Origin of the sequence: Paenibacillus xylanexedens (assembly GCF_001908275.1) — a bacterium.
GTDB classification, from domain to species: Bacteria; Bacillota; Bacilli; order Paenibacillales; family Paenibacillaceae; genus Paenibacillus; species Paenibacillus xylanexedens_A.
Genome location: NZ_CP018620.1, coordinates 5,109,469 through 5,129,771, shown reverse-complemented (window position 1 = coordinate 5,129,771; position 20,303 = coordinate 5,109,469). Strand labels below are relative to the sequence as shown.

Annotated in this window: 17 protein-coding genes; 9 read left to right on the top strand and 8 right to left on the bottom strand. The window is 46.6% G+C overall.

What is annotated here, in order from left to right; translation table 11 throughout:
• The first annotated feature begins 45 nt into the window (after positions 1 to 45).
• Genes BS614_RS22305 through BS614_RS22295 form a run of 3 tightly spaced genes read left to right on the top strand, consistent with a single transcriptional unit; the run spans position 46 to position 2,321 of the window.
• A complete protein-coding gene (locus tag BS614_RS22305; RefSeq protein ID WP_235193861.1) occupies positions 46 to 546 on the top strand; it encodes an RNA polymerase sigma factor in 501 nt (166 codons plus the stop codon).
• Positions 539 to 991, top strand: coding sequence for a hypothetical protein (locus BS614_RS22300; RefSeq protein WP_047843538.1), 453 nt, complete (start codon positions 539 to 541; stop codon positions 989 to 991). The genes BS614_RS22305 and BS614_RS22300 overlap by 8 nt, the downstream gene beginning before the upstream one ends.
• A gap of 28 nt (positions 992 to 1,019) precedes the next feature.
• Positions 1,020 to 2,321, top strand: a complete 1,302-nt coding sequence (locus tag BS614_RS22295) for a multi-tm2 domain protein (RefSeq protein WP_084174683.1) — start codon at positions 1,020 to 1,022, stop codon at positions 2,319 to 2,321.
• A 301-nt stretch (positions 2,322 to 2,622) separates the two neighbouring features.
• Here the strand turns inward: BS614_RS22295 and BS614_RS22290 are convergent, their stop codons facing one another.
• The 7 genes from BS614_RS22290 to BS614_RS22260 form a co-directional block, all read right to left on the bottom strand.
• Complete coding sequence (locus BS614_RS22290) at positions 2,623 to 3,276, bottom strand: methylthioribulose 1-phosphate dehydratase (RefSeq protein ID WP_074095614.1); 654 nt, start codon at positions 3,274 to 3,276, stop codon at positions 2,623 to 2,625.
• A 3-nt stretch (positions 3,277 to 3,279) separates the two neighbouring features.
• Positions 3,280 to 3,957, bottom strand: coding sequence for a 2-hydroxy-3-keto-5-methylthiopentenyl-1-phosphate phosphatase (locus BS614_RS22285; RefSeq protein ID WP_074095613.1), 678 nt, complete (start codon positions 3,955 to 3,957; stop codon positions 3,280 to 3,282).
• Entirely contained in the window at positions 3,954 to 5,177 is a 1,224-nt protein-coding gene (locus BS614_RS22280) for a 2,3-diketo-5-methylthiopentyl-1-phosphate enolase (protein WP_074095612.1), read from the bottom strand. The genes BS614_RS22285 and BS614_RS22280 overlap by 4 nt, the downstream gene beginning before the upstream one ends.
• The gene (gene proC, locus BS614_RS22275; protein ID WP_036671976.1) at positions 5,174 to 6,034 is read right to left on the bottom strand and encodes a pyrroline-5-carboxylate reductase; all 861 of its coding nucleotides are present in this window, start codon (positions 6,032 to 6,034) and stop codon (positions 5,174 to 5,176) included. The genes BS614_RS22280 and proC overlap by 4 nt, the downstream gene beginning before the upstream one ends.
• 36 nt (positions 6,035 to 6,070) lie before the next feature.
• Positions 6,071 to 7,318 (bottom strand): glutamate-5-semialdehyde dehydrogenase, encoded by a 1,248-nt coding sequence (locus BS614_RS22270; RefSeq protein WP_074095611.1) that lies wholly within the window; start codon positions 7,316 to 7,318, stop codon positions 6,071 to 6,073.
• 238 nt (positions 7,319 to 7,556) lie between these two features.
• Positions 7,557 to 8,660 (bottom strand): glutamate 5-kinase, encoded by a 1,104-nt coding sequence (proB, locus tag BS614_RS22265; RefSeq protein ID WP_074095610.1) that lies wholly within the window; start codon positions 8,658 to 8,660, stop codon positions 7,557 to 7,559.
• A gap of 361 nt (positions 8,661 to 9,021) precedes the next feature.
• Complete coding sequence (locus BS614_RS22260; RefSeq protein ID WP_074095609.1) at positions 9,022 to 10,230, bottom strand: pyridoxal phosphate-dependent aminotransferase; 1,209 nt, start codon at positions 10,228 to 10,230, stop codon at positions 9,022 to 9,024.
• Positions 10,231 to 10,490: 260 nt separating this feature from the next.
• Between BS614_RS22260 and BS614_RS22255 the strand changes: the two genes are divergently transcribed.
• From BS614_RS22255 to BS614_RS22245, 3 genes are all read left to right on the top strand, one after another.
• Positions 10,491 to 11,486 carry an ABC transporter substrate-binding protein gene (locus BS614_RS22255; protein ID WP_074095608.1) on the top strand — a complete coding sequence of 332 codons (996 nt, stop codon included), beginning with the start codon at positions 10,491 to 10,493 and terminating at the stop codon, positions 11,484 to 11,486.
• 202 nt (positions 11,487 to 11,688) lie between these two features.
• Positions 11,689 to 13,311 (top strand): ABC transporter substrate-binding protein, encoded by a 1,623-nt coding sequence (locus BS614_RS22250; protein ID WP_074095607.1) that lies wholly within the window; start codon positions 11,689 to 11,691, stop codon positions 13,309 to 13,311.
• Positions 13,312 to 13,384: 73 nt separating this feature from the next.
• Positions 13,385 to 14,206 carry a carbon-nitrogen family hydrolase gene (locus BS614_RS22245; RefSeq protein WP_074095606.1) on the top strand — a complete coding sequence of 274 codons (822 nt, stop codon included), beginning with the start codon at positions 13,385 to 13,387 and terminating at the stop codon, positions 14,204 to 14,206.
• 511 nt (positions 14,207 to 14,717) lie between these two features.
• On the opposite strand, the gene BS614_RS22240 is transcribed toward BS614_RS22245, so the two are convergent.
• The gene (locus tag BS614_RS22240) at positions 14,718 to 15,638 is read right to left on the bottom strand and encodes a LysR family transcriptional regulator (protein WP_074096955.1); all 921 of its coding nucleotides are present in this window, start codon (positions 15,636 to 15,638) and stop codon (positions 14,718 to 14,720) included.
• A gap of 359 nt (positions 15,639 to 15,997) precedes the next feature.
• Between BS614_RS22240 and BS614_RS22235 the strand changes: the two genes are divergently transcribed.
• Genes BS614_RS22235 through BS614_RS22225 form a run of 3 tightly spaced genes read left to right on the top strand, consistent with a single transcriptional unit; the run spans position 15,998 to position 20,275 of the window.
• The gene (locus tag BS614_RS22235; protein WP_074095605.1) at positions 15,998 to 17,896 is read left to right on the top strand and encodes a beta-glucoside-specific PTS transporter subunit IIABC; all 1,899 of its coding nucleotides are present in this window, start codon (positions 15,998 to 16,000) and stop codon (positions 17,894 to 17,896) included.
• 36 nt (positions 17,897 to 17,932) lie between these two features.
• Positions 17,933 to 18,772 carry a BglG family transcription antiterminator LicT gene (licT, locus tag BS614_RS22230; protein WP_074095604.1) on the top strand — a complete coding sequence of 280 codons (840 nt, stop codon included), beginning with the start codon at positions 17,933 to 17,935 and terminating at the stop codon, positions 18,770 to 18,772.
• Positions 18,773 to 18,817: 45 nt separating this feature from the next.
• Positions 18,818 to 20,275 carry a glycoside hydrolase family 1 protein gene (locus BS614_RS22225; protein ID WP_074095603.1) on the top strand — a complete coding sequence of 486 codons (1,458 nt, stop codon included), beginning with the start codon at positions 18,818 to 18,820 and terminating at the stop codon, positions 20,273 to 20,275.
• Positions 20,276 to 20,303: the final 28 nt, after the last annotated feature.

Below are 20,303 nucleotides of genomic sequence, written 5' to 3'. Positions count from 1 at the left end.
GAAGCGCGCGTAATCGAACAAATCCGTCAAGGAGATACATCCCAGATGCGTACTCTGATTGATAAGTATAGCCAGCATGTATATCATGTGGCCTATTCCGTACTCAGGAACGATCAGGAAGCACAGGATGCAGCTCAGGAGGCGTTCATACAGATGTATAAATCTCTCCCCGACTACCGTTCTGAAGGTTTCAAAACGTGGTTAACCCGAATTGCCTTTCACAAAGCGATTGATGCCAAACGCAAGCTGGGCAGACGAACTGCTGAGGATCTGGGTGGAGAAGAAAAAATAATCAATATGCCCGGACGGGATGAAGACGTTCTTACCCGTCTCGTTCGTGAAGAACGTCAGGATAAACTTCGCGAACGAATTAATCAGTTGCCTGCTCAGCATCGTGACATTATCACTGCGTATTATCTAAGCGAAAAAAATTATGAGCAGATTGCCAGTGATGCACAGGTAGCTGTGAAGACTGTGGAATCCCGATTGTATCGTGCCCGGCAGTGGATTCGAAAAAATTGGAAGGAGGATGAATGGCGTGAGTAAACAGGAGAAGTATACCGCTGCGCAATGGACTGATTATATTGAAGGCCATATGAGTGAAACTCAAGCGAACCAGATGGAACAGCTTCTGATGGAAGATCCGGATGCGATGGACATCTATCTGGAAGCGCTTGGTATCCACGGAGAACTGCCTCCGCTACATGACCCAACAGGGTTTGCGGATTCAGTCATGCATCGGATTGAGGGCATTCAATCACCCAAGGTACAACGCAAATCCCGTGCTGGACGAAACCGGCGCTGGCTTGATCATAAAGTGTTCCATTACGCGGTAGCGGCCTGTTTGACATTGATCTTCCTCTCGTCTGGACTTTTTGACAAGGTAGCACCATATCACAAGTTCCAGGATGGCGACCACAGAGGGTCATTTACCGAGAAATGGACGGAGGCAGCCACTTCATGGCTGGATAACCTCAAGCCTAAACCATAAATAGTTTCGCATTGCCTGAAAAGAAAGGATGACGACTGTGCACTCAGATCGTAACAAATTACTCGCATTTCTATTAAACCTGATACCAGGTCTTGGTTTCATGTATTGGGGACGGGCTGCAAGGGCTGTGATCTATCCATTGCTTTTCTTCGGAACAGCTGTTGGCTCATTCATGTTAGCCATGGTCACTAATGAACAAGATTTATTGATTTTCGGTGCACTTTTTGCTGCTTTCTTCTGGGGGATCAGCATGCTGGATATGGTTATTGTTCTGCTCCGTACACCTTCTGCCCGAGAAGCACATTATAGGGGATACGGTGCGGCTTATGGAGCACCTCCACACCAAGGGGCAGCCTACCAGGGAGCATACATGGGTCAGCAAGGGCCTATGGAGCAGATGAATGAAGATGAGCTACATCAACATCCAGGTGGTGAATATGGCCATCCTGAGGGGCCCTATGGTCAACCCATGTATCGAAAAGGCAGTGAGGGTGAACGATTCTTCACCATTTTGCTCTCATTTGTTCCAGGATTGGGACATCTTCACCTGGGATTGTTGCATCGTGGGTTGTCCTTCCTGATGGCGTTCTTTGGTTCATTTGCCATGATGGTTTTTGTAGCTTCGATCACCAATGAATCGGTATTTTTAATGTTCTTACTCATTCTGCCTGTAATATGGGTATACTGCATGTTTGATGCGGTGCAGCACGTTCACCGTAAGCAGGCTGGTGAGGTGTTGCAGGATCGGACATTATTCGAAGAATTGGAGATGGGCAGAGTAGCCGGACGACGTAGCAAAGTGCTTGCAACGCTGCTATCCGCTTTTCCAGGTGCAGGTCATCTATATCTTGGATTGCAGAAAAGAGGCATGCAATTGATGTTCCTGTTCTTGGGCAGCATCTATGTTCTGGACCTGCTTCACTTATCTGTGTTTCTGTTCATGATTCCACTGGTCTGGTTCTACAGCTTCTTTGACGGGCTCCAGTGCTCCAGTCGTTATGGACGCGAGCCTTTGGTTGATCAACCAATCTTCAAGGACTGGGCTCGCCATCAGCGTCTGATTGGATTCGGAATTGCCGCGCTGGGTCTATATTACCTGACGATCCGACTTGTCATTCCACAGCTGAATGAGCTCTTCCCAAATGCATTTATGACATACGAGATCCGTTCCTATTTGAACACCGTCATCGTATCCTTGCTGCTCATTTTTGGCGGCTTGAAACTGCTGTTTGGCAAGCAACGGGGGACGGGTATCCAAAGTGCTACTCATCGAAATGATGAGGGAGCAGACAGTCTCTTTTTATTCAAGGATCGGGATGATCGACTGTAGAGTGACCTAAAGATTATTTACACTGACACTACGATGACAGAGCAACCTTCTAATCGCTGTTATCCCCAGATTTTATCGATTCCATTTTCCAAAGGTTAAAATCCGGGGATAAAGGCGAACGCTTCGCTTTTTTAGATTTTCTCTGTCCTCTCCGTTATCGTGTAAATGATTAGTTCAACTTATGTAGCACATACATGTGTGCAAATAAATCATCCCTCAACATAAAAACACGCCAAGGGCTATGTATATCAGCCTCTGGCGTGTTTTTGGTTGTGCAGCTTTGATTTCGAATAAATGTTTGCTATTTCGTAGCACCCTTCAGCAGAAGTTGACGGTACATCACTTCGAACAGGAACTCGAACGCTTCCAGATGACGTTTCGCTTCAAAAGCATCCTTGCCCCACGCATATATGCCGTGGTTACGCAGCAAAATTCCTGGTACGTTGGCATCAAGTACACCTGGCACCAATTCAGCGATAGATGGAATATCTGCAAAGTTAGGCAGGACGGGTACACGAATCTCCGCATTTTCTTCCCAGATGTTGAAAGCCTTGATCAATTCAATTCCTTGAATCGGTACGTGTCCATTTGCTCCAAAGAATTCACTGATCAGGTTGTTAAACACAGTATGCACGTGGAATACAGCACCACAACCGGTCAAACGATAGATTTCACAATGAATCAACGTTTCGGCACTTGGTTTCAACGTTGTTGTCTCAATTGCTTTGCCGAGTTTGTCCACAAAAAGGAAGTCTTCCGGTGTGCGAAGAGATTTGTCTTTGCCTGAGGCGGTAACCGCAAAATAAAATTGCTCCGGGTCAAAGTCTCCTACACGCATCGACAGATTGCCACTTGTTCCGGGGAACCAGTTACGACTGGCAAACAACGCTTTAATATCAGCCAGTTCTTCAAGGACCTGACGTTTGTGTTCCAATGTAATCTTTTCAAAACCCATCGTTTACAGCACTCCTTGTGTTTGCTTCTGTTTCATATCTTCGATGATATCGTAAAAGGTAACGAATGGCACATGGTCCACACCAAGTTCAATACATTTGTCCGTCAAAATGGAGCGAGAGTAGACGAGATCGGCAATTTTGGCACCTTCAAAATCCGTCAAACTGTCTCCAATGAGAATTCGATTATATTGATCTTCCGGGAAGGTACGAATCACGGTTGTTTTGCACATGCCGCAGCCGTTTTCACAAGGAGGCTGGCAGGGATTCGGCCATTCAATCTTAATGGTTTCACCCGAGAAGTCAGCTCCGTTGCAATAGACATGATCCTGCGGGATATGAAATGGTGCGAGTAACGGTTCAATGAAAAAGTCCATACCACCGCTGGTCACATTGAATTCGATCCCTTCGCTGCGAACGTAGTCAAGAAACTCGCTGAATCCTTCACGGATCCCCGCTTGTCCAAGCACAAATTCTACAATTTCATCTTTCTGCGATGCAGGCAACAGAGCAAACATGGCTCCAACACCTTCACGCAGCGAGATTTTTTGCTCAATCGTATCTTTCATAATCGCTTCAATGCCTTCAGGCTTGAAATGTTTCATGATCGCTACGATGTTGTCCGAGAGCGTAATCGTACCGTCAAAGTCACAGAAAATGACTGTTTTTTTATCACTTCTCATCGTTCGCCACCCCATAGGTCCAATGCGCTTTTCAGCTCCGGATGCTCGGTTGCATATTGCGCGAGTGGGATGGAACGCTGAGCTGCCTCAATGGCTTGCAGGAATGCACGTCCGCCTGCCTCAGTGCCCATAGGATGTCCATGAATACCGCCACCAGCATTAACGATGACATCTGTACCAAAGTCGCGCAAAATTAGTGGTACAAGGCCTGGATGGATGCCGGCTGAAGGCACTGGCATACTGGTTCGTACAGGCAGATCAGCTGTCAGTAATTGCTCCGTGATCGCCATGTTTTCTTCCTTCGGCATCGTTACAGATCCATAAGGAGAAGGGAAGAGCACCAGATCGGCACCCGCAAGTCGCATCAGCTGGCCAAGTACAACCGAAGCCGAGATGCCGTAATGTGGTGAAGGATACAGTGCACCTGCAAGAGCAGGGTGAGCCATAATCGGCACATTAATATCTGGATCACTGCTGAGTTCATGCAGGACATCATATCCGTATGACAATACGTTGAACAATAATGCATTTGCTCCAGCGCCAATGGCACGTTCAGCTTGTTGCTTCAGACGAGATGTAGGTCCTGTAAGATTGGTTGCATACAGAAGTTTCTTGCCCGTCTCCTGGCGTGCCTGTTCGGCAGCTTTCATGCAGACCTCGACTCTTTTTTCGATAGGTGTCAATTTATTTTCGAACAGAATCTCATCGTCCTTGATCAGATCAACGCCACCAAGAGCCTGACGAATAAATTGTTCACGCAGTTCATCTGCATTTAGCCCAATAACTGACTTGAAGATACTCATTAACAGTGGACGATCATGAACACCAAGCAGATCACGAACACCATTCAGTCCAAACTTGGGTCCCGGGAATGCGCTGAGGAAGCTATCCGAGAAACCAAGCTTTGTTAATTTGATCCGGCCATCCATTGAGATTTTGCCAAAGACCGTCACGAGCAGGGCAGGGATATCACGACTGAAGTTAACATCAGGATATCCGATAGTAATATCGGCGTAACGCTCACCCGCAGCCATGCCTTCAGCTTCATTTACTTCTACGCTGATTACTTCACCCAGATGTTTTTGCATCGCTTCACGCTGGGCTTGTGGCAACTCAGTCCAGCTACCAACGGTCATGCCGATCGCGATGGACTGAGCTTTCTTGCGAAAGTCTGCATGATCATCATGCAGACGATATGTGGCTGTGCACATGTTATTCATTTTAAATCCCCTTCCAAAGCAGCTCCCATCTCCCGTGAGCGCTCTGCACAGCGGTTGACGGCTGCGATTACATTTTCAAAGAAATCTCCTTCGTCCAGCGTCTTCAGTGCTGCCTGTGTTGCCCCTCCCGGGGATGTCACATCACTACGAAGCTTCATCGGTTCCAAACCGGTTTGTTGTACCATACGTGACGCGCCCAGCACTGTCTGAACAGTGAGATCACGAGATTGCTGGCTGGATAATCCACCGCGAATACCTGCGGCAATCATGGCCTCCATTAAATAGTATACATAAGCAGGGCCGCTTCCGGAAATCCCTGTGAGCACTTCGAGTTTATCTTCAGGTACGATGGTCACGATACCAACCGCTTCAAACATGGTCATCACCGTACTACGCTGTTCATCCGTAATCTCCGCAGAGAAGGCAAGCCCGGTTGCACCGAGTCCAATGGTACTGGATGTGTTCGGCATGGTTCTCGCGATCGGTTGTTTACGACCAAGCAAGGACTGCATCGTGCGGATTGATAATCCGGCAATGACAGATACGATCAGTTGATCAGGTGATAACAGCGGACCAAGCTCGCGTAGCGCTGCGGCAGCATCTTTGGGTTTCATACAGAGTACAATGACCGGAGTGGAGGCAAGGTGATCCAAGGATTGCGAGGCAGTTCCGGTATGTACAGCATAACGGGTGCTGAGCTCCTCCTGACGTTTCTGGTTGCTGCGGTTCAGCATCGTAATATCCTGAGGACGAACGACTAGGCGGGAGATCAGTCCGCGCACGATGGCTTCAGCCATCGCGCCTGCTCCGTGGAAAGTAATCTTCTGTTGTAGTAACGTCTGTTGCTCTTGACTCATATTTATCGTTCCTCCTATATAACTGTTGCTGGGATATTATTGACGAATCTGTCCATTGCCTGTAATCCGATATTTGGTTGATGTCAGTGCTGGTAGTCCCATCGGTCCACGTGCATGCAGTTTCTGGGTACTGATTCCGATTTCGGCTCCATAGCCAAATTCAAACCCGTCGGTGAAACGTGTGGACGCATTGTGATAGACGGCTGCTGCATCCACATCATGCATGAAGCGCTCTGCATGGGCTGTATTCCGGGTAACGATACACTCGGAATGTTTGGTTCCGTAATGTGCGATGTGCTGCATCGCTTCGTCCAGGTTCTCGACCACCCGGATATTTAAAATATAGTCGTTGTACTCGGTCGCATAGTCTTCCTCGGTTGCCTCAAGGGCAGAAGGAACAAGACGGCGCACCGTGTCGCAACCTTTCAAGACCACACTGGCCTCACGGAATTGCTCGGCAAGAGCAGGCAGATGTTCTTCCGCATATGCGGCATGCAACAGCAACGTTTCCATGGAATTACATACGGATGGACGTTGTGCCTTGGCATTGATGGCAATTTCGGCTGCCATAACTGGATCGGCTGATTCATCCACATAGGTATGGCAGATGCCCGCCCCAGTTTCGATGACAGGTACCGTTGCATTGGCAACCACATTACGAATGAGGGAAGCACCGCCGCGTGGAATGATAACGTCCAGCAGTCCGTTCAACTTAAGCATCTCATCTACGGAAGCACGATCTGCATCTTCAACCAGTTGCAAAGCATCAGCAGGCATGTCTGTCGTTGTGAGTGCCTGATGCAGCACCTCCACAATTTTACGATTGGAGGACAGGGCAGAGGAACCGCCGCGCAGAAGCACTGCATTACCTGTTTTGAGACATAATCCGGCTGCGTCTACAGTTACATTAGGACGAGCTTCATAGATGATGCCAATCAGGCCAATCGGCACTCTTAATTTTTCAACATGTAATCCGTTTGGACGGGTAAATGTCTCTAACACTTCGCCGACTGGATCAGGCAGATCTGCAATCTGACGTAACCCTTCAGCAATGCCTGCGATCCGCTCCTTATTAAGGGCGAGTCGATCAAGCATAGATTCCGGCGTGCCTTGTTCTCTGCCGCGTGCCAGATCTTCGGCGTTTGCCGTAATGATGGAATCTGTTTCCTTAATCAAGGCATCTGCCATGACACGCAGGGCCGTATTTTTCTGTTCTGTATTCAATCGGTTCAGCTGTGGAACCGAGGCTTGGGCTTTGCTGGCTTTTTCTCTCACTTCACTCATCGTAATTCCTCCTCATATATATAAAGTTAAAATTTTAACCACATGTTGGACTAAAGATTATTCACACAGACACTACGATGACAGAATAACCTTCCAATCGCTGTTATCCCCAGATTTTTTCGATTCCCTTTTCTAAAGGGAAAATCCGGTGATAAAGGCGAACGCTACGCTTTTTCAGGTTTTTTCTGTCCTCTCCGTTACGTGTAAATGATTAGTTTAACACTATATTGCTTCATGTTTATTTTAACGTAATCCATTCGTCTCTATGAATAACCTCAAGTCTGTGGATGCTAGCGAGTTGTTTCATCACTTCGCCACTGGGAAGTCCGGCAATGAGTCGAAGCTGGTCATCATCATAATTGACAATACCGCGACCGAGCAAGGTTTCATCCATTCCAATGACCTCTACGACGTCTCCTGCATGGAATGTTCCCAGTACCCGCTTGACCCCTACAGGTAGAAGACTGTGCCCCCCATGGACAAGTGCCTCTTCAGCACCATCATCGACAACGACTGTACCCAGCGGAGTAGACATGAAGCCAAGCCACTGCTTTTTACGGGATAACGAGGCGAGTCGTGTCTCAAAGTAAGTTCCTTTGCCCGTGCCATCAACCGCCTGCTGCATATCTCCTGGTTCTTTCACACTTCCCACGAATACAGGTACGCCTCCACGTGTAGCAACCTTGGCTGCATCTACTTTGGATCGCATTCCGCCTGTACCAACCGATGAACCTGAACCACCGGCAAAAGCATAGATCTCCGCCGTTATCTCGGGGATACGGTCGTAACGCACGGCAGAAGGATCTTTACGCGGATCTGCGGTGTACAGGCCGTTGGTATCCGTAAGAATAATTAGATGTTGTGCCTTCACCAGGTTTGCAACCAATGCGGACAACAGATCGTTATCACCAAACTTCAATTCGTCCACCGATACTGTATCATTCTCATTGAAAATCGGAATCACTCGCTGTTTGAGCAGTTCCTCCACGGTCATGCCTGCATTACCCATACGTTTACGACTGTGAAAGTCTGTACGAGTTAACAGAATTTGCGCCGTAGTAACGCGGTGCGCTGCAAAAGCCTGTTGATATGCCTGCATCAATAATGCCTGCCCAACGGCCGCTGCAGCTTGTTTCTCATGCAACTGTTTAGGCCGCTGAGGGTAACCGATCTCCCGGAATCCGGCCGCTACCGCTCCTGAGGTGACCAGAAGTACTTCATGGCCCTGATCAGCCAATGCTGCAATTTCTCCGGCAAAAAAGGTGATCGAACTGCGATCCAGACCGCCTTCTTCCGTTGTAAGCGAGCTGCTTCCAATCTTAACTACAATACGTGAAGTCATGGTTTCACTTCCTTAAACATGATTAATAAGTGCTTCTGGAGCAGGCTTTAGCGGGTACAAAAAAAACTCCCGCCCTTTAGTTAAAAAGGACGAAAGTTCGTTACTTCCGCGGTACCACCTTTATTGATGATTAGATCATCCGGCTTCATGCCCTGTAACAGAAGGCACTGTCCTGCACGTAACAGGCCGCTCAGGGGTAGGTTTCAGAGAAGAGCCGCGGTAAATTCTTTCAGCAGGGTGGAATTTACTCTCTGGGCGCGACTGATATTCTCTTACTGGTCCCGTCATCACGTTTCGTTCAATATTTCTTATAACATACCATGGAAACTTGGCATATGCAAAGGGGTTATCGTCCTGTAAATTACTTGAATAAATTCAGCTTGCCAATCCGCTGGGCAGCTTCGCGTAATCGGTTTTCATCACTTAACAGTCCCGCGCGCACATAGCCTTCGCCATGCGAACCAAAACCAATACCTGGGGCTACGGCTACCTTGGCTTCTCGCAGTAACAAGTCTGCAAATGAAGCGGAGGTATAACCAGCAGGTACAGGTAACCAGCTGAAGAATGAACCCGCTGGTTTCGAAGCTTGCCAGCCTATCGAGGAAAGAGCGTCATAAAATGCATTACGACGCGATTCGTAGCGTGAAACCAGTGAGGCTACACATTCCTGTGAGCCAGTAAGTGCTTCCGTTGCCGCAGCCTGAATTCCACCGAAGAGACTGACATAGATATGATCTTGAAGCAGATTGATTTTAGAGACAATCTCTGCATTACCAAGCGCGAATCCAACACGCCATCCAGCCATATTGTACGTTTTGGATAACGTATAGAACTCAATGCCCACTTCTTTGGCACCAGGGGCTTGCAGGAAACTTACGGGACGATGTCCGTCAAATCCAATCGCACCGTAAGCAAAATCGCTGGCAACAACGATTTGATTTTGAATGGCAAATTCAACCGTATCTTCGTAGAACGAAAGGGGTGCCGTTGCCGACGTTGGGTTGTTGGGATAGTTCAGGAACATCAGCTTGGCTTTCTCCCGATCTTCGGCTGTAACAGCTTCGTAATCCGGCAGGAATGCATTGGACTCGAGCAAAGGCATAAATGACATGTTTGCTTTGGCGAGCGCAACACCAGACCAGTAATCCGGGTAGCCCGGATCTGGAACGAGAACGGTGTCGCCGGGGTTAAGCAGGACCTGAGGTAACTGAACCAATCCGGTTTTGCCCCCGAACAGAATGGCTACTTCAGTCTCGGGGTCCAGATCAACGTTGTAATCTTCCTTATAACGTTTGGCGACAGCTTCCTTCAGGAAAGAGTGCCCTCTAAAAGGGGAGTATTTGTGGTAGAGGGGATTCTCAGCCGACTCCTGCAGTGTTTTCACAATATGAGGTGGTGTAGGTGTATCCGGGTTCCCCTGACCCAGATTGATCACGTCATGTCCACTTGCGATTTCACGATTTACATTTTGAACAAGGGTAGCAAAAAATTGCGTTGGCAGCTGTGTCATCACATCAGAAGTCGGTATCTTAAAAGCTGAACGAGCAGATGTATGGTCTGATTGGGTCATTATATTCATCACTCCGGTTATTAATAATGGCAAATAGTTCTCATTAATTTATCACGTCAATCCCGAGCTGTATAGAGGGAAATCCACTTGAATATACAGTACATAGGAGCAAAGAGCGGAGTATTGTACAAAACTGAAAGTGCTCATTTCGTTTTGTCCATTGAGCTGAGAGAAGCCATGTTTTATGATAATATCCGATAATGATAATCAATATCATTAATTTCTAGCACAACGCACATGATACAGGGGGAGAAATAGAAATGAAAAAAGGCATACGAAATACGGGAGTATTATTAACGATCACATGGTTATCCATCCTGCTACTGGCTTGTGGAAATCAGGCTGCAACACCTGCTGCTGGCGCAGATGATTCCAAAGCAGCCACAGAAACGACAGAGACCACGACTGCAACGGAAGAAACGAATGAGGGCGAGACCCGGATATTCAAAGACTGGACAGGCCATGAAGTTGAGATTCCTGTAAATCCGAAGCGAGTTATCTATCATGGAGAAGTTACAGGGGATCTGCTCGCGCTTGGTGTTGTTCCTGTCGGCATACTTCGTCAAGAGGGAACCGTATTTGATGATCAGGTTGCTCAGGCAGAAGATGTAGGATTTCCGATCAGTGTGGAAAAGGCGTTAGACCTGAATCCCGATCTGATTATTTTTTCCAACAGTGACGAGGCTCAATATGATCAGATCGCAAAGGTCGCACCCACGGTTACATTTGATTCATTTGGTTTAATAGAAGATCGCATGCGTATCCTTGGCGATTTGTTGAATAAGAAGCAAGAAGCGGAGGAATGGGTTACAGCTCATCAAAAAGCGACGGAAGAGATGTGGACGCAACTTCATGAGAACGGATTAAAAGAAGGGGAGACCGCTTCGGTATTCACCATGTATCCCGGGAATCGTCTGTTTGTCATGGCAGGTGCAGGATTGCCACAGTTGTTATACGGAAAAGACGGGCTGAAGCCAACCGCGGAAATCCAGAAAGTATTGGATGAAGACATGGGATTTGTAGAGATTTCGACTGAAAAATTATCTGAATTTGCCGGTGATCGGATATTTATTCTGGATCCTGTGACCGACGATGCGAAGCAATCCACCAAGGAATTGCTGGATAGTACAATCTGGAAGAACCTGCCTGCGGTGAAAGAAGGAAAAGTATATCGTTTTAATATCGTAAAAGCTTCTAGTGATGCCCTTTCCAGGGAGTGGCTGTTACAGGAGCTGCCAAAACAGATGATTCAATAATGGTGATGAGCCAATAAGGCACCAGTAACACCTTTGAGTAATGCAGTTATAAAAAAGTGAAAGGGGCCTTCAACATTTCGTTGAACGCTCTTTTTTGCTGACTAACCTCATATCTGGATTATTAACAATCTCTCGCTTATAATCAGACCATACAGAATGATTGATAATTATTCTCATTTCAGAAAAAACGAGGTGAACCGACATGCAGGCTTTGGATGCCGATGGGGGAGCGTTGTTCTTTTCAGCATTCATGTTTCGGCTGGATCATCTGGTACGTCGAATTGAACCACCTGAACAGGTGATGCTGGAAGTTGCTTGCGAGAAACATGCCTTCCTGATCTGCGAAGAAGGGGATGGGCGTTTATATATAGGGCATGAACAGTTTCCGTTTACTACGGGATGTGTTTATCCGCTTTCTCCGGGAGAGGGGTACCAGATTGAACATCGTAATAACTCGGAATTGAAATATATCATAATGGCTTTTGATGTTATTCATGTGTTGACGGGTGATCCCGAGCTCTTTACCCGCCCTGTATTTGAGCGCAGAAACCAATTGAATGGTTATCCCTATGCTCCGTTAAGTGGGCTGTTGGAGCAGATGTATGTCATTCGGAATTATAAAACAGATGCTGAATACAGTCATCTGAATGCACAGTTCCAAAAATGGATGGAGATGATCATTACCCGGTACACTTCTCCAAAGACGGAACAGAGTATGGAGGCAAGACTACACAGTACGATTCAGTATGTGGACGACCATTATGCTGAAGAAATCACTGTACAGAAACTGGCACGTCTTGCGGAAATCAGACCTGTACAATATACGCTCCTTTTCAGACAACTCACGGGTCACAAGCCGCTCGATTATGTGAATCATGTTCGCATCAAACATGCCAAGGACTGGCTTCGCAAATCAGATGAACCACTTCGGGATATAGCGAGCCGTGTGGGGTTTAAGGATGAGTATTATTTCAGCAGGCGTTTTCGCCAAATGACCGGATTATCTCCTCGTCAATATGACAGATCGATTCAGCAGCAGACGTTAGTACAAGATTGGTTGGGTCATGATGTGAATATTCCAGTAAACCCGAAGCGAATTATGTATTACGGAGATTCCGCTGGGGATCTGCTGGTGCTGGGCATTCAATTGTTGGAAGATCGGACATATGACGCGGTCGCTCCGGTTAATGTGGAAGCAGCTGTTATCATGAAGCCGGATGTGATTATTTTGGATAGCAGCAATGAACAGCAGTACGAACAACTTCACCGGATTGCACCGACGATTGCTTTCAATTCTCATGCCACGTTGGAAGAACGAATGCGCAGATTGGGCAGCTGGTTTGGCAGACAACCGCAGGCTGAACAATGGCTAACCTCTTATGCGGAGCGTACTGAGCAGATGTGGGCGAAGATCCATACTGTGATTGAAGAGGGGGAAACGGCATCCGTATTTACATACCATCGGGGTGCACGATTATTTGTTATGGGCAATATCGGTCTGGCGCCTATGTTATATCATCCAATGGGATTCAGGCCAGTTACCAAAGTGAAGGAAGCACTTGCGGCAGGCAGAGCCTATAAGGAAATTTCGGCTGAAGCGGTATGTCAGTACGCGGGAGATCATGTGTTTGTTATGCTGCCTGAGGAAGTTGTGGCAAGACAGGCTACAGAGATGCTGATGAAAAGTCCCAGTTGGCGGGCCCTTCCGGCTGTGCAGAATGGTCGGGTATACCCTGTGGAGGAGTCAACTTGGAATGTGGGTGATGCACTCACGAGTGATCGATTGTTGACCCTGCTCCCTGAGTTGTTGTGTGCAAGTTCATAATAAAAACAGGCTTGCAGTCCTCAAGAGGATCAAGCTATGATAGCAGGTATTACGGTTCAGAGGAGTGCTTGTCATGACAGAAAAACAACAGGGAGAAATGCGTGTAGCCCTGATTCAGGGCGATATTCAACTCGGAGACCCTGAGGCCAATCATAAACATATGCAGATGTTGCTTAAGCGTGCGGTAGAACAATATCCGGATCTGGGGCTGGCTGTTTTACCTGAGATGTGGAATACCGGATACGCTTTGACTCAAATTCATGAACTCGCTGACCCGGAAGGCCAGAAATCTCGGGAATGGCTGTCTGCTTTTGCTCAAAAACATCAAATTTCCATCGTTGGCGGTTCGATTGCCGAGAAACGGGATGGTCAAATATACAATACAATGTACGCTTATGATCGTGAAGGAAAACAGGTAACACGATACGATAAATTACATTTGTTCCGTCTGATGGACGAGGAGAAATATTTACAGCCTGGTGCGGAACCTGAAATTTTTGAATTGCAGAACGGTCTTACAGCGGGTGCTTCGATCTGTTATGACATCCGGTTCCCGGAGCTTGCCCGCACCCTTGCTTTGAATGGTGCCAAGGCATTGATTGTACCCGCCGAATGGCCGAAACCTCGTCTGCACCACTGGCGTACGTTGCTTACCGCACGAGCGATTGAGAATCAGATGTATGTGATCGCCTGTAACCGTGTAGGTAAAGGGGGAGAGACCGAATTTTTCGGACATTCCCTCATCATTGATCCTTGGGGTGAGATTGTGGCTGAAGGTGGCGAAGGGGAAGAGATCGTGACCGGAATTATTCGTCCATCTCTGGTAGATGAGGTTCGCGGACGGATTCCCGTATTTGAAGACCGTCGACCTGGCGTGTATTTTGGCGGAAAATAAAAACTGAAATAAAATTCTTCAGAAAAAGTGTTTATTCTTCCAGGACGCGGGTAATGATAACTATCCCGTCACCAAGGAGGATGATCAATCAATGGACAACCATGTGAAAGATACGCTCAGGAGACTGGAACAGGATAACACAAGGGAAGATCACTTAAGGGCATTCTTAGAGAATGGAGCAGGAGGGCTATCACCCCCTGATTCAACTGTTCAGGACTAAGGCCGTGTAATGAATCAGCAAAACAGGCTGACAAGCGATCGTAATTTGCGTAAATAAACCGCCAGACATGAAGTTTTCTTATGTACGTTTCTACGTTAACATTATAAATTAGCATTGAAGCTAAACAACTTAACAAGCAACATTGTACTGTAACCAGTTACTGTGATTGCAATGTAAGAACTCTATCCTGCGGATGCGGGAAACGAGTATATGACAAAGGCTTGGCCCATAAGGGTCAAGCCTTTGTTTTGTTTCAGTACGAAATGTACCCATACCCATAGGAGCAATTCCTTAGTCTCCCTTTGACAGTTCGGCCACGGTTTGTTGAAACGTATGGATGAATGCTTCGGCTGCCTTCGACAGCACTCTGCCTTGACGATAAGCCACAACAAGTGTTCTGCTGGGAGTAGGATCAGCAAGTGGCACATACACAGGCACGAACTCACTGCGCGGCGCACGGGCAATAAAGCGTGGAACCAGGGTAATACCCATACCTGTGGCGACCAGCGACTGAACGGTTTCAATATTGGTGCTTTCAAACACAACTTGGGGATCAAAACCAGCCTGCTCACAGAGATCAAATGTAAGTTTGCGGAAACCCTGTCCTTTTTTCAATACAACAAACGGTTCATCACGAAGCTCTTCAATTCGCACAGGAATCGGATGCTCCGGATCTGCCCTGCGTGCCAAAGGGTGATTCGGGGGAACTGCCAGATCAATCTTTTCCTCTCCAATGGCAACGTAGGCGAGACTTGGCTCTTGTAAAGGAAGAGATAACAGACTGAGATCTGCTTTGCCGCTTGCTGTCAATTTCTCAAGCGTAAGCCCGGAGTCTTCCAACAAGGTGACTTCAATCTCGGGATACGCTTGTTGAAACGCAGGAAGCACGTGTGGGAGCAGGTGTGATCCCGTGATCGGCATGCTGCCTACAACGACTTTACCTTTGCGAAGCTGGGAGATATCGGACATTTCCTGACGCAATAGCTCCACGGCATCTACGATCTTCTGGGCTTGCTCGACAAACGTAACACCCGCATGGGTTAACTCCACGGTACTTGTATTACGCTGAAACAGCAGCACACCCAATTCTTTTTCCAATTTGGATAATTGCTGGCTTAATGAAGGCTGGGCAATATGCAGCTTCTCTGCTGCCCGGGAGAAATTGCGTTCGGCCGCAATTTGCAGCGTATATTGAAGTTGTCTGAATTCCATCGTCATTGGTCATTCCTTTCGTTATGCCACCATTATATCATTACAGATGAAGAAATCATTAATTTCGCTTAACCGCTTGCACTCCATCAGAAGAGTTGATATACTGATTTTGAAAACGCTTAATAAGAATCACTTACCCGGGTAAAACAAAATCAACGTTTTCATGTGTAGCAGTTTCAAGTGTTAACAGAACCATTTCAAATGTTCATAGTCTTTTTCGTTCATATAATTGAATAACATTCATCCAACGATGGCGTGTTACTGTTCGGCAGGCAAGACCTAGATTGGGTGGGAAGAGTTTCTCTTTTCCTACCCTTTTTAGGTCTTTTTTTGTTCCCATCAAGAAACGGAGGTGCACCATGAATCACAAACAATTAGCCCAATCGATTATGGAGCTGGTCGGTGGCAATGATAATATCAACACGTTAATTCATTGCTCTACCAGGCTCAGACTTACCCTGAAGAATCCGGATATGGCGAAGACCCAAGAAATTAAGAGCCTTGATGGTGTTATTGGCGCAGTGAATAGCGGCGGACAATATCAGGTTATTATCGGTAATGACGTCGCGTACGTCTACAATGAACTTGCCAAGATGATGGATACTCGGCAATCAAACGAAATTCAGGAGAAACAAAAAGCGGATTATAGCCCCAAAGGTCTGTTTAATACTTTTGCCAGTGTCATTGCAGGCATTTTCCAACCTATTATCCCAGCCATTGCTGCCTCGGGCATGCTTAAGGCACTTTTGCTACTGGCGACCGTGACCGGCCTGATGTCTAAAGAGAGCCAGACATATACCGTTTTGAGTGTCATGTCTGATGCTGCCTTTTACTTTCTTCCGATTCTACTGGCCTATTCCAGTGCAAATAGATTTAAAACAAACCCCTTTGTTGCCGTTCTGTTTGGTGGAATCATGTTACACCCGAATATGATTGGTCTGCTTGGCGGTGAAGATCCGGTGTCCTTTATTGGCATACCTGTTGCATCCGTTCAATATGCGACATCCGTGGTACCAATTATTTTAACGGTCTGGTTCATGTCTTACATTGAAAAGTTCGCCAACAAGATCTCACCAGGACCGGTCAAAATTTTCCTTAAACCTTTGATTGTTATTCTCATTGTTGCTCCAGTTGCCCTGATTGTACTTGGACCTCTGGGGATGTATCTCGGAACGGGAATGTCCAACCTGATCTATTGGATTCAGGATAAGATTGGATGGTTGACCGTTGTCATTATGGCTATACTGATGCCTCTGATTGTCATGTTCGGTATGCATAAAGTATTTTATCCCATTATTTTCGCAGCCTTGGCTTCACCTGGATATGAAACACTGGTGCTGGTCGCGATGCTGGCATCCAATATGGCGCAGGGAGCAGGCGCACTGGCGGTGTCATTCAAAACCAAAGACATCAAGCTGAAACAAGTCGCTTTGTCTGCAGGAATTTCAGGTGTATTCGGTATCACGGAACCTGCTCTGTACGGTGTACATTTAAGGCTCAAGAAAACGCTGTTTGCCTGCATGATCGGCGCCGGAGTCGCTGGGTTGTTCGCAGGTATTGTGAATCTCAAGGCATATGCTGCCGTGGGTCCGGGGATTGCATCTATGCCTATGTTTATCAGTGAAGATCATATGAATATTATCTATGCGATTATTACCATGCTGATCTCTGCCATTGTCGCGTTTGTCGCCGTATATGTCATTGGATTTCAGGATGTTGTTCCAACAGCAGTGTCGATAGCAGGCAGTCCTACAAACAAAGCGAGAGGCGAATCTGAAATCCAGCCATCCACAGGGATCAAATCGAAAAAGATCGTTTTTGCTCCATTGGAAGGTAAAGTTCTGCCATTAAGAGAGGTGAAGGACGAGGCCTTCTCGCAAGAAGCCATGGGACAAGGTATGGCCATTCAGCCAAGTGTTGGCAAGGTGTTTGCTCCGTTCGATGGTACCGTTGAGACGGTGTTCCGTACCAAACATTCCATCGGTCTGAGATCGGTAGAAGGTGTAGAACTTCTGATTCATGTCGGATTGGATACGGTGAAACTGAAAGGCCAGCATTTTGATGTAAAAGTGAACGAAGGAGAACAGATCTCTCATGGTCAGCTCCTGATCGAATTTGATCTTGAAGCTATACAAGCCGCAGGATATGACACGACGACCCCTGTAATTGTGACCAATTCATCAGATTATCTGGAGATACTGGGCAATGAAACTGCGGCGACAACAGGACCGGGGAAACCATTAATTACGGTGTTATAACTCGCTGAAATATGAATGAAAGGCAGGCAGCCTGATATGGAAGTCATAAAAATACTGAATTCGAGCATTGTTCTTGCCAGACGTGTTGAGGATGACAAGGAAATTATTGTGATGGGAAAGGGCATCGGCTACAGGAGCAAACCGGGAGATGTCGTGGGCGAGGATGAGATCGAGAAGATCTATGTCCTTGAAAATGAAACGATCTCTTCGGATCTCACCGCTCTGATGAAGGAAACGCCAAAAGAATATCTGATTCTGGCTGACGAAATCATCTCCCATGCCAAACATACATTGTCCCGCCATCTGAGTGATCATCTCTATGTCGCATTAACGGATCATCTGTATATGGCCATGAAGCGATTCAAGGACAATATGACGATCCAGAACCGAATGTTGTGGGAAGTGAAAAAGTTCTATCCGCAGGAGTTCAGCATCGGGTTGCATGGTCTGTCTCTCATTCAAAAACAGCTTGGACTTTCCCTGCCTGAAGAGGAAGCGGCGAATATTGCCTTTCATCTCGTTAATGCGCAGCAGAATGATGACAATATGAATCAGGTCATGATGATGACCAATACCGTCAAGGATGTACTCAATATTATCAAAATTCACTATCACGTGGAGCTGGATACACACAGCATCAACTATTCACGCTTTTTGACCCATTTGCAGTTTTTCATTCAACGGCTTTTTGAACATAAAACGTTAAACACGCAGGATCATGAGCTCTTTGAGCAGATCGCGAATAAATATCCGCAGGAGGAAGCCTGCGTATTGCTAATCAAGGATTATATTGAAGCTCGGTTTGAACATACGATCTCCAATGAAGAGATGATGTATTTGATTATTCATATCAATCGGGTCATGAGTCGCAATTGAGCAAGAATCAAAGAGTTACAGAGATAATCCAAGGAGGAATACACAATGACCAATACAACAAGAACGTTTCCAGAAGATTTTCTATGGGGAGGAGCGATTGCTGCCAATCAGGCAGAAGGAGCGTGGAATGTGGATGGCAAAGGTCTGTCTACAGCCGACATTGCTATCTATCGAAAAGGTGTGGCTAAGAGTGAGTATAAAAAACATAATGCGATCAATGAAGAACAGATCAAAACTGCGATGGAGTCTACCTCGGACAGAGAATATCCGAAACGCAGAGGCATTGATTTCTACCACCGCTATGAGGAGGATCTGGCCCTGTTTGGGGAGATGGGTCTCAAAACGTTGCGCTTATCTATTGCTTGGACCCGAATTTTCCCGAATGGCAACGAAACAGAGCCGAATGAAGCCGGTTTGCAGTTCTATGACCGCGTTATTGATGGCATGCTGAAACAAGGGATTGAACCATTAATTACGTTGTCGCATTATGAGATGCCGTTGTATCTGGTGAATCACCATGGTGGATGGACGGATCGGAAAGTTGTCGAGTATTTTGTTCACTTTTGTAAAACCGTGTTCACCCGTTATAAGGACAAAGTGAAGTACTGGATTACATTTAATGAAATTGACAGCATTGTTCGTCATCCGTTTACGAGTGGTGGTATTGTGCCGGAGCGTTTCGAAAATGTGGAGCAGGCTGTATATCAGGGGTTGCACCATCAATTTGTAGCGAGTGCGCTCGCAGTGAAATACTGTCATGAGATCATTCCCGGTTCCCAGATCGGATGTATGCTTACCAAACTGACAACGTACGCTCATACATGTAATCCCGAAGACGTACTTGTTGCTTCCCGGGATAATCAATTCAATCTTATGTTCACGGATGTACAGGTGCGTGGAGCGTATCCGTACTTTACGAAGAGATTTTTTGCCGAAAAAGGGATTAACCTGGATATGCTTGAGGGGGATGAAGAGATTCTGAAAGTACACACTGTGGACTTTATCTCATTCAGTTATTATATGTCCCTCGTATCAAGTGTGGATGGCGACCGATTGGAGCAGGTGAGTGGCAATACAACTGGAGGGGTGAAGAACCCGTATCTGCAAACGAATGATTGGGGCTGGCAGATTGACCCGGTAGGTCTGCGTATCTCACTGAATGAACTGTATAGTCGTTACGAGGTGCCTTTGTTTATCGTTGAAAATGGAATTGGAGCGGTAGACACGATTGAAGCGGATGGTAGCATTCAGGATGATTATCGTATTGATTATTTCCGCTCTCACATTGAACAGATGCATGAGGCGATTCTGGACGGTGTTGAACTGCTCGGCTATACCAGTTGGGGAGTAATTGATCTGATTAGTTATTCTTCTTCAGAGATGGAGAAACGATATGGCTTTATTTATGTAGATCAGGATAATGACGGCAATGGAACACTGGAGAGAAAACGCAAGAAGAGTTTCTATTGGTACAAAGATGTGATCGCGAATAACGGTTTGTAATACAGTAGTCGGACAAGCACTCTCATAG

Coding starts and splice junctions, on each gene's coding strand:
- proB (WP_074095610.1), bottom strand. CDS start 8,660: ATGACTTCACGTATTGTAGTTAAGATTGGAAGCAGCTCGCTTACAACG.
- BS614_RS22245 (WP_074095606.1), top strand. CDS start 13,385: ATGACAGAAAAACAACAGGGAGAAATGCGTGTAGCCCTGATTCAGGGC.
- BS614_RS22270 (WP_074095611.1), bottom strand. CDS start 7,318: ATGAGTGAAGTGAGAGAAAAAGCCAGCAAAGCCCAAGCCTCGGTTCCA.
- BS614_RS22305 (WP_235193861.1), top strand. CDS start 46: ATGCGTACTCTGATTGATAAGTATAGCCAGCATGTATATCATGTGGCC.
- BS614_RS22280 (WP_074095612.1), bottom strand. CDS start 5,177: ATGAATAACATGTGCACAGCCACATATCGTCTGCATGATGATCATGCA.
- BS614_RS22255 (WP_074095608.1), top strand. CDS start 10,491: ATGAAAAAAGGCATACGAAATACGGGAGTATTATTAACGATCACATGG.
- licT (WP_074095604.1), top strand. CDS start 17,933: ATGGAAGTCATAAAAATACTGAATTCGAGCATTGTTCTTGCCAGACGT.
- BS614_RS22295 (WP_084174683.1), top strand. CDS start 1,020: ATGACGACTGTGCACTCAGATCGTAACAAATTACTCGCATTTCTATTA.
- BS614_RS22290 (WP_074095614.1), bottom strand. CDS start 3,276: ATGGGTTTTGAAAAGATTACATTGGAACACAAACGTCAGGTCCTTGAA.
- proC (WP_036671976.1), bottom strand. CDS start 6,034: ATGAGTCAAGAGCAACAGACGTTACTACAACAGAAGATTACTTTCCAC.
- BS614_RS22225 (WP_074095603.1), top strand. CDS start 18,818: ATGACCAATACAACAAGAACGTTTCCAGAAGATTTTCTATGGGGAGGA.
- BS614_RS22250 (WP_074095607.1), top strand. CDS start 11,689: ATGCAGGCTTTGGATGCCGATGGGGGAGCGTTGTTCTTTTCAGCATTC.
- BS614_RS22285 (WP_074095613.1), bottom strand. CDS start 3,957: ATGAGAAGTGATAAAAAAACAGTCATTTTCTGTGACTTTGACGGTACG.
- BS614_RS22260 (WP_074095609.1), bottom strand. CDS start 10,230: ATGACCCAATCAGACCATACATCTGCTCGTTCAGCTTTTAAGATACCG.
- BS614_RS22240 (WP_074096955.1), bottom strand. CDS start 15,638: ATGGAATTCAGACAACTTCAATATACGCTGCAAATTGCGGCCGAACGC.
- BS614_RS22235 (WP_074095605.1), top strand. CDS start 15,998: ATGAATCACAAACAATTAGCCCAATCGATTATGGAGCTGGTCGGTGGC.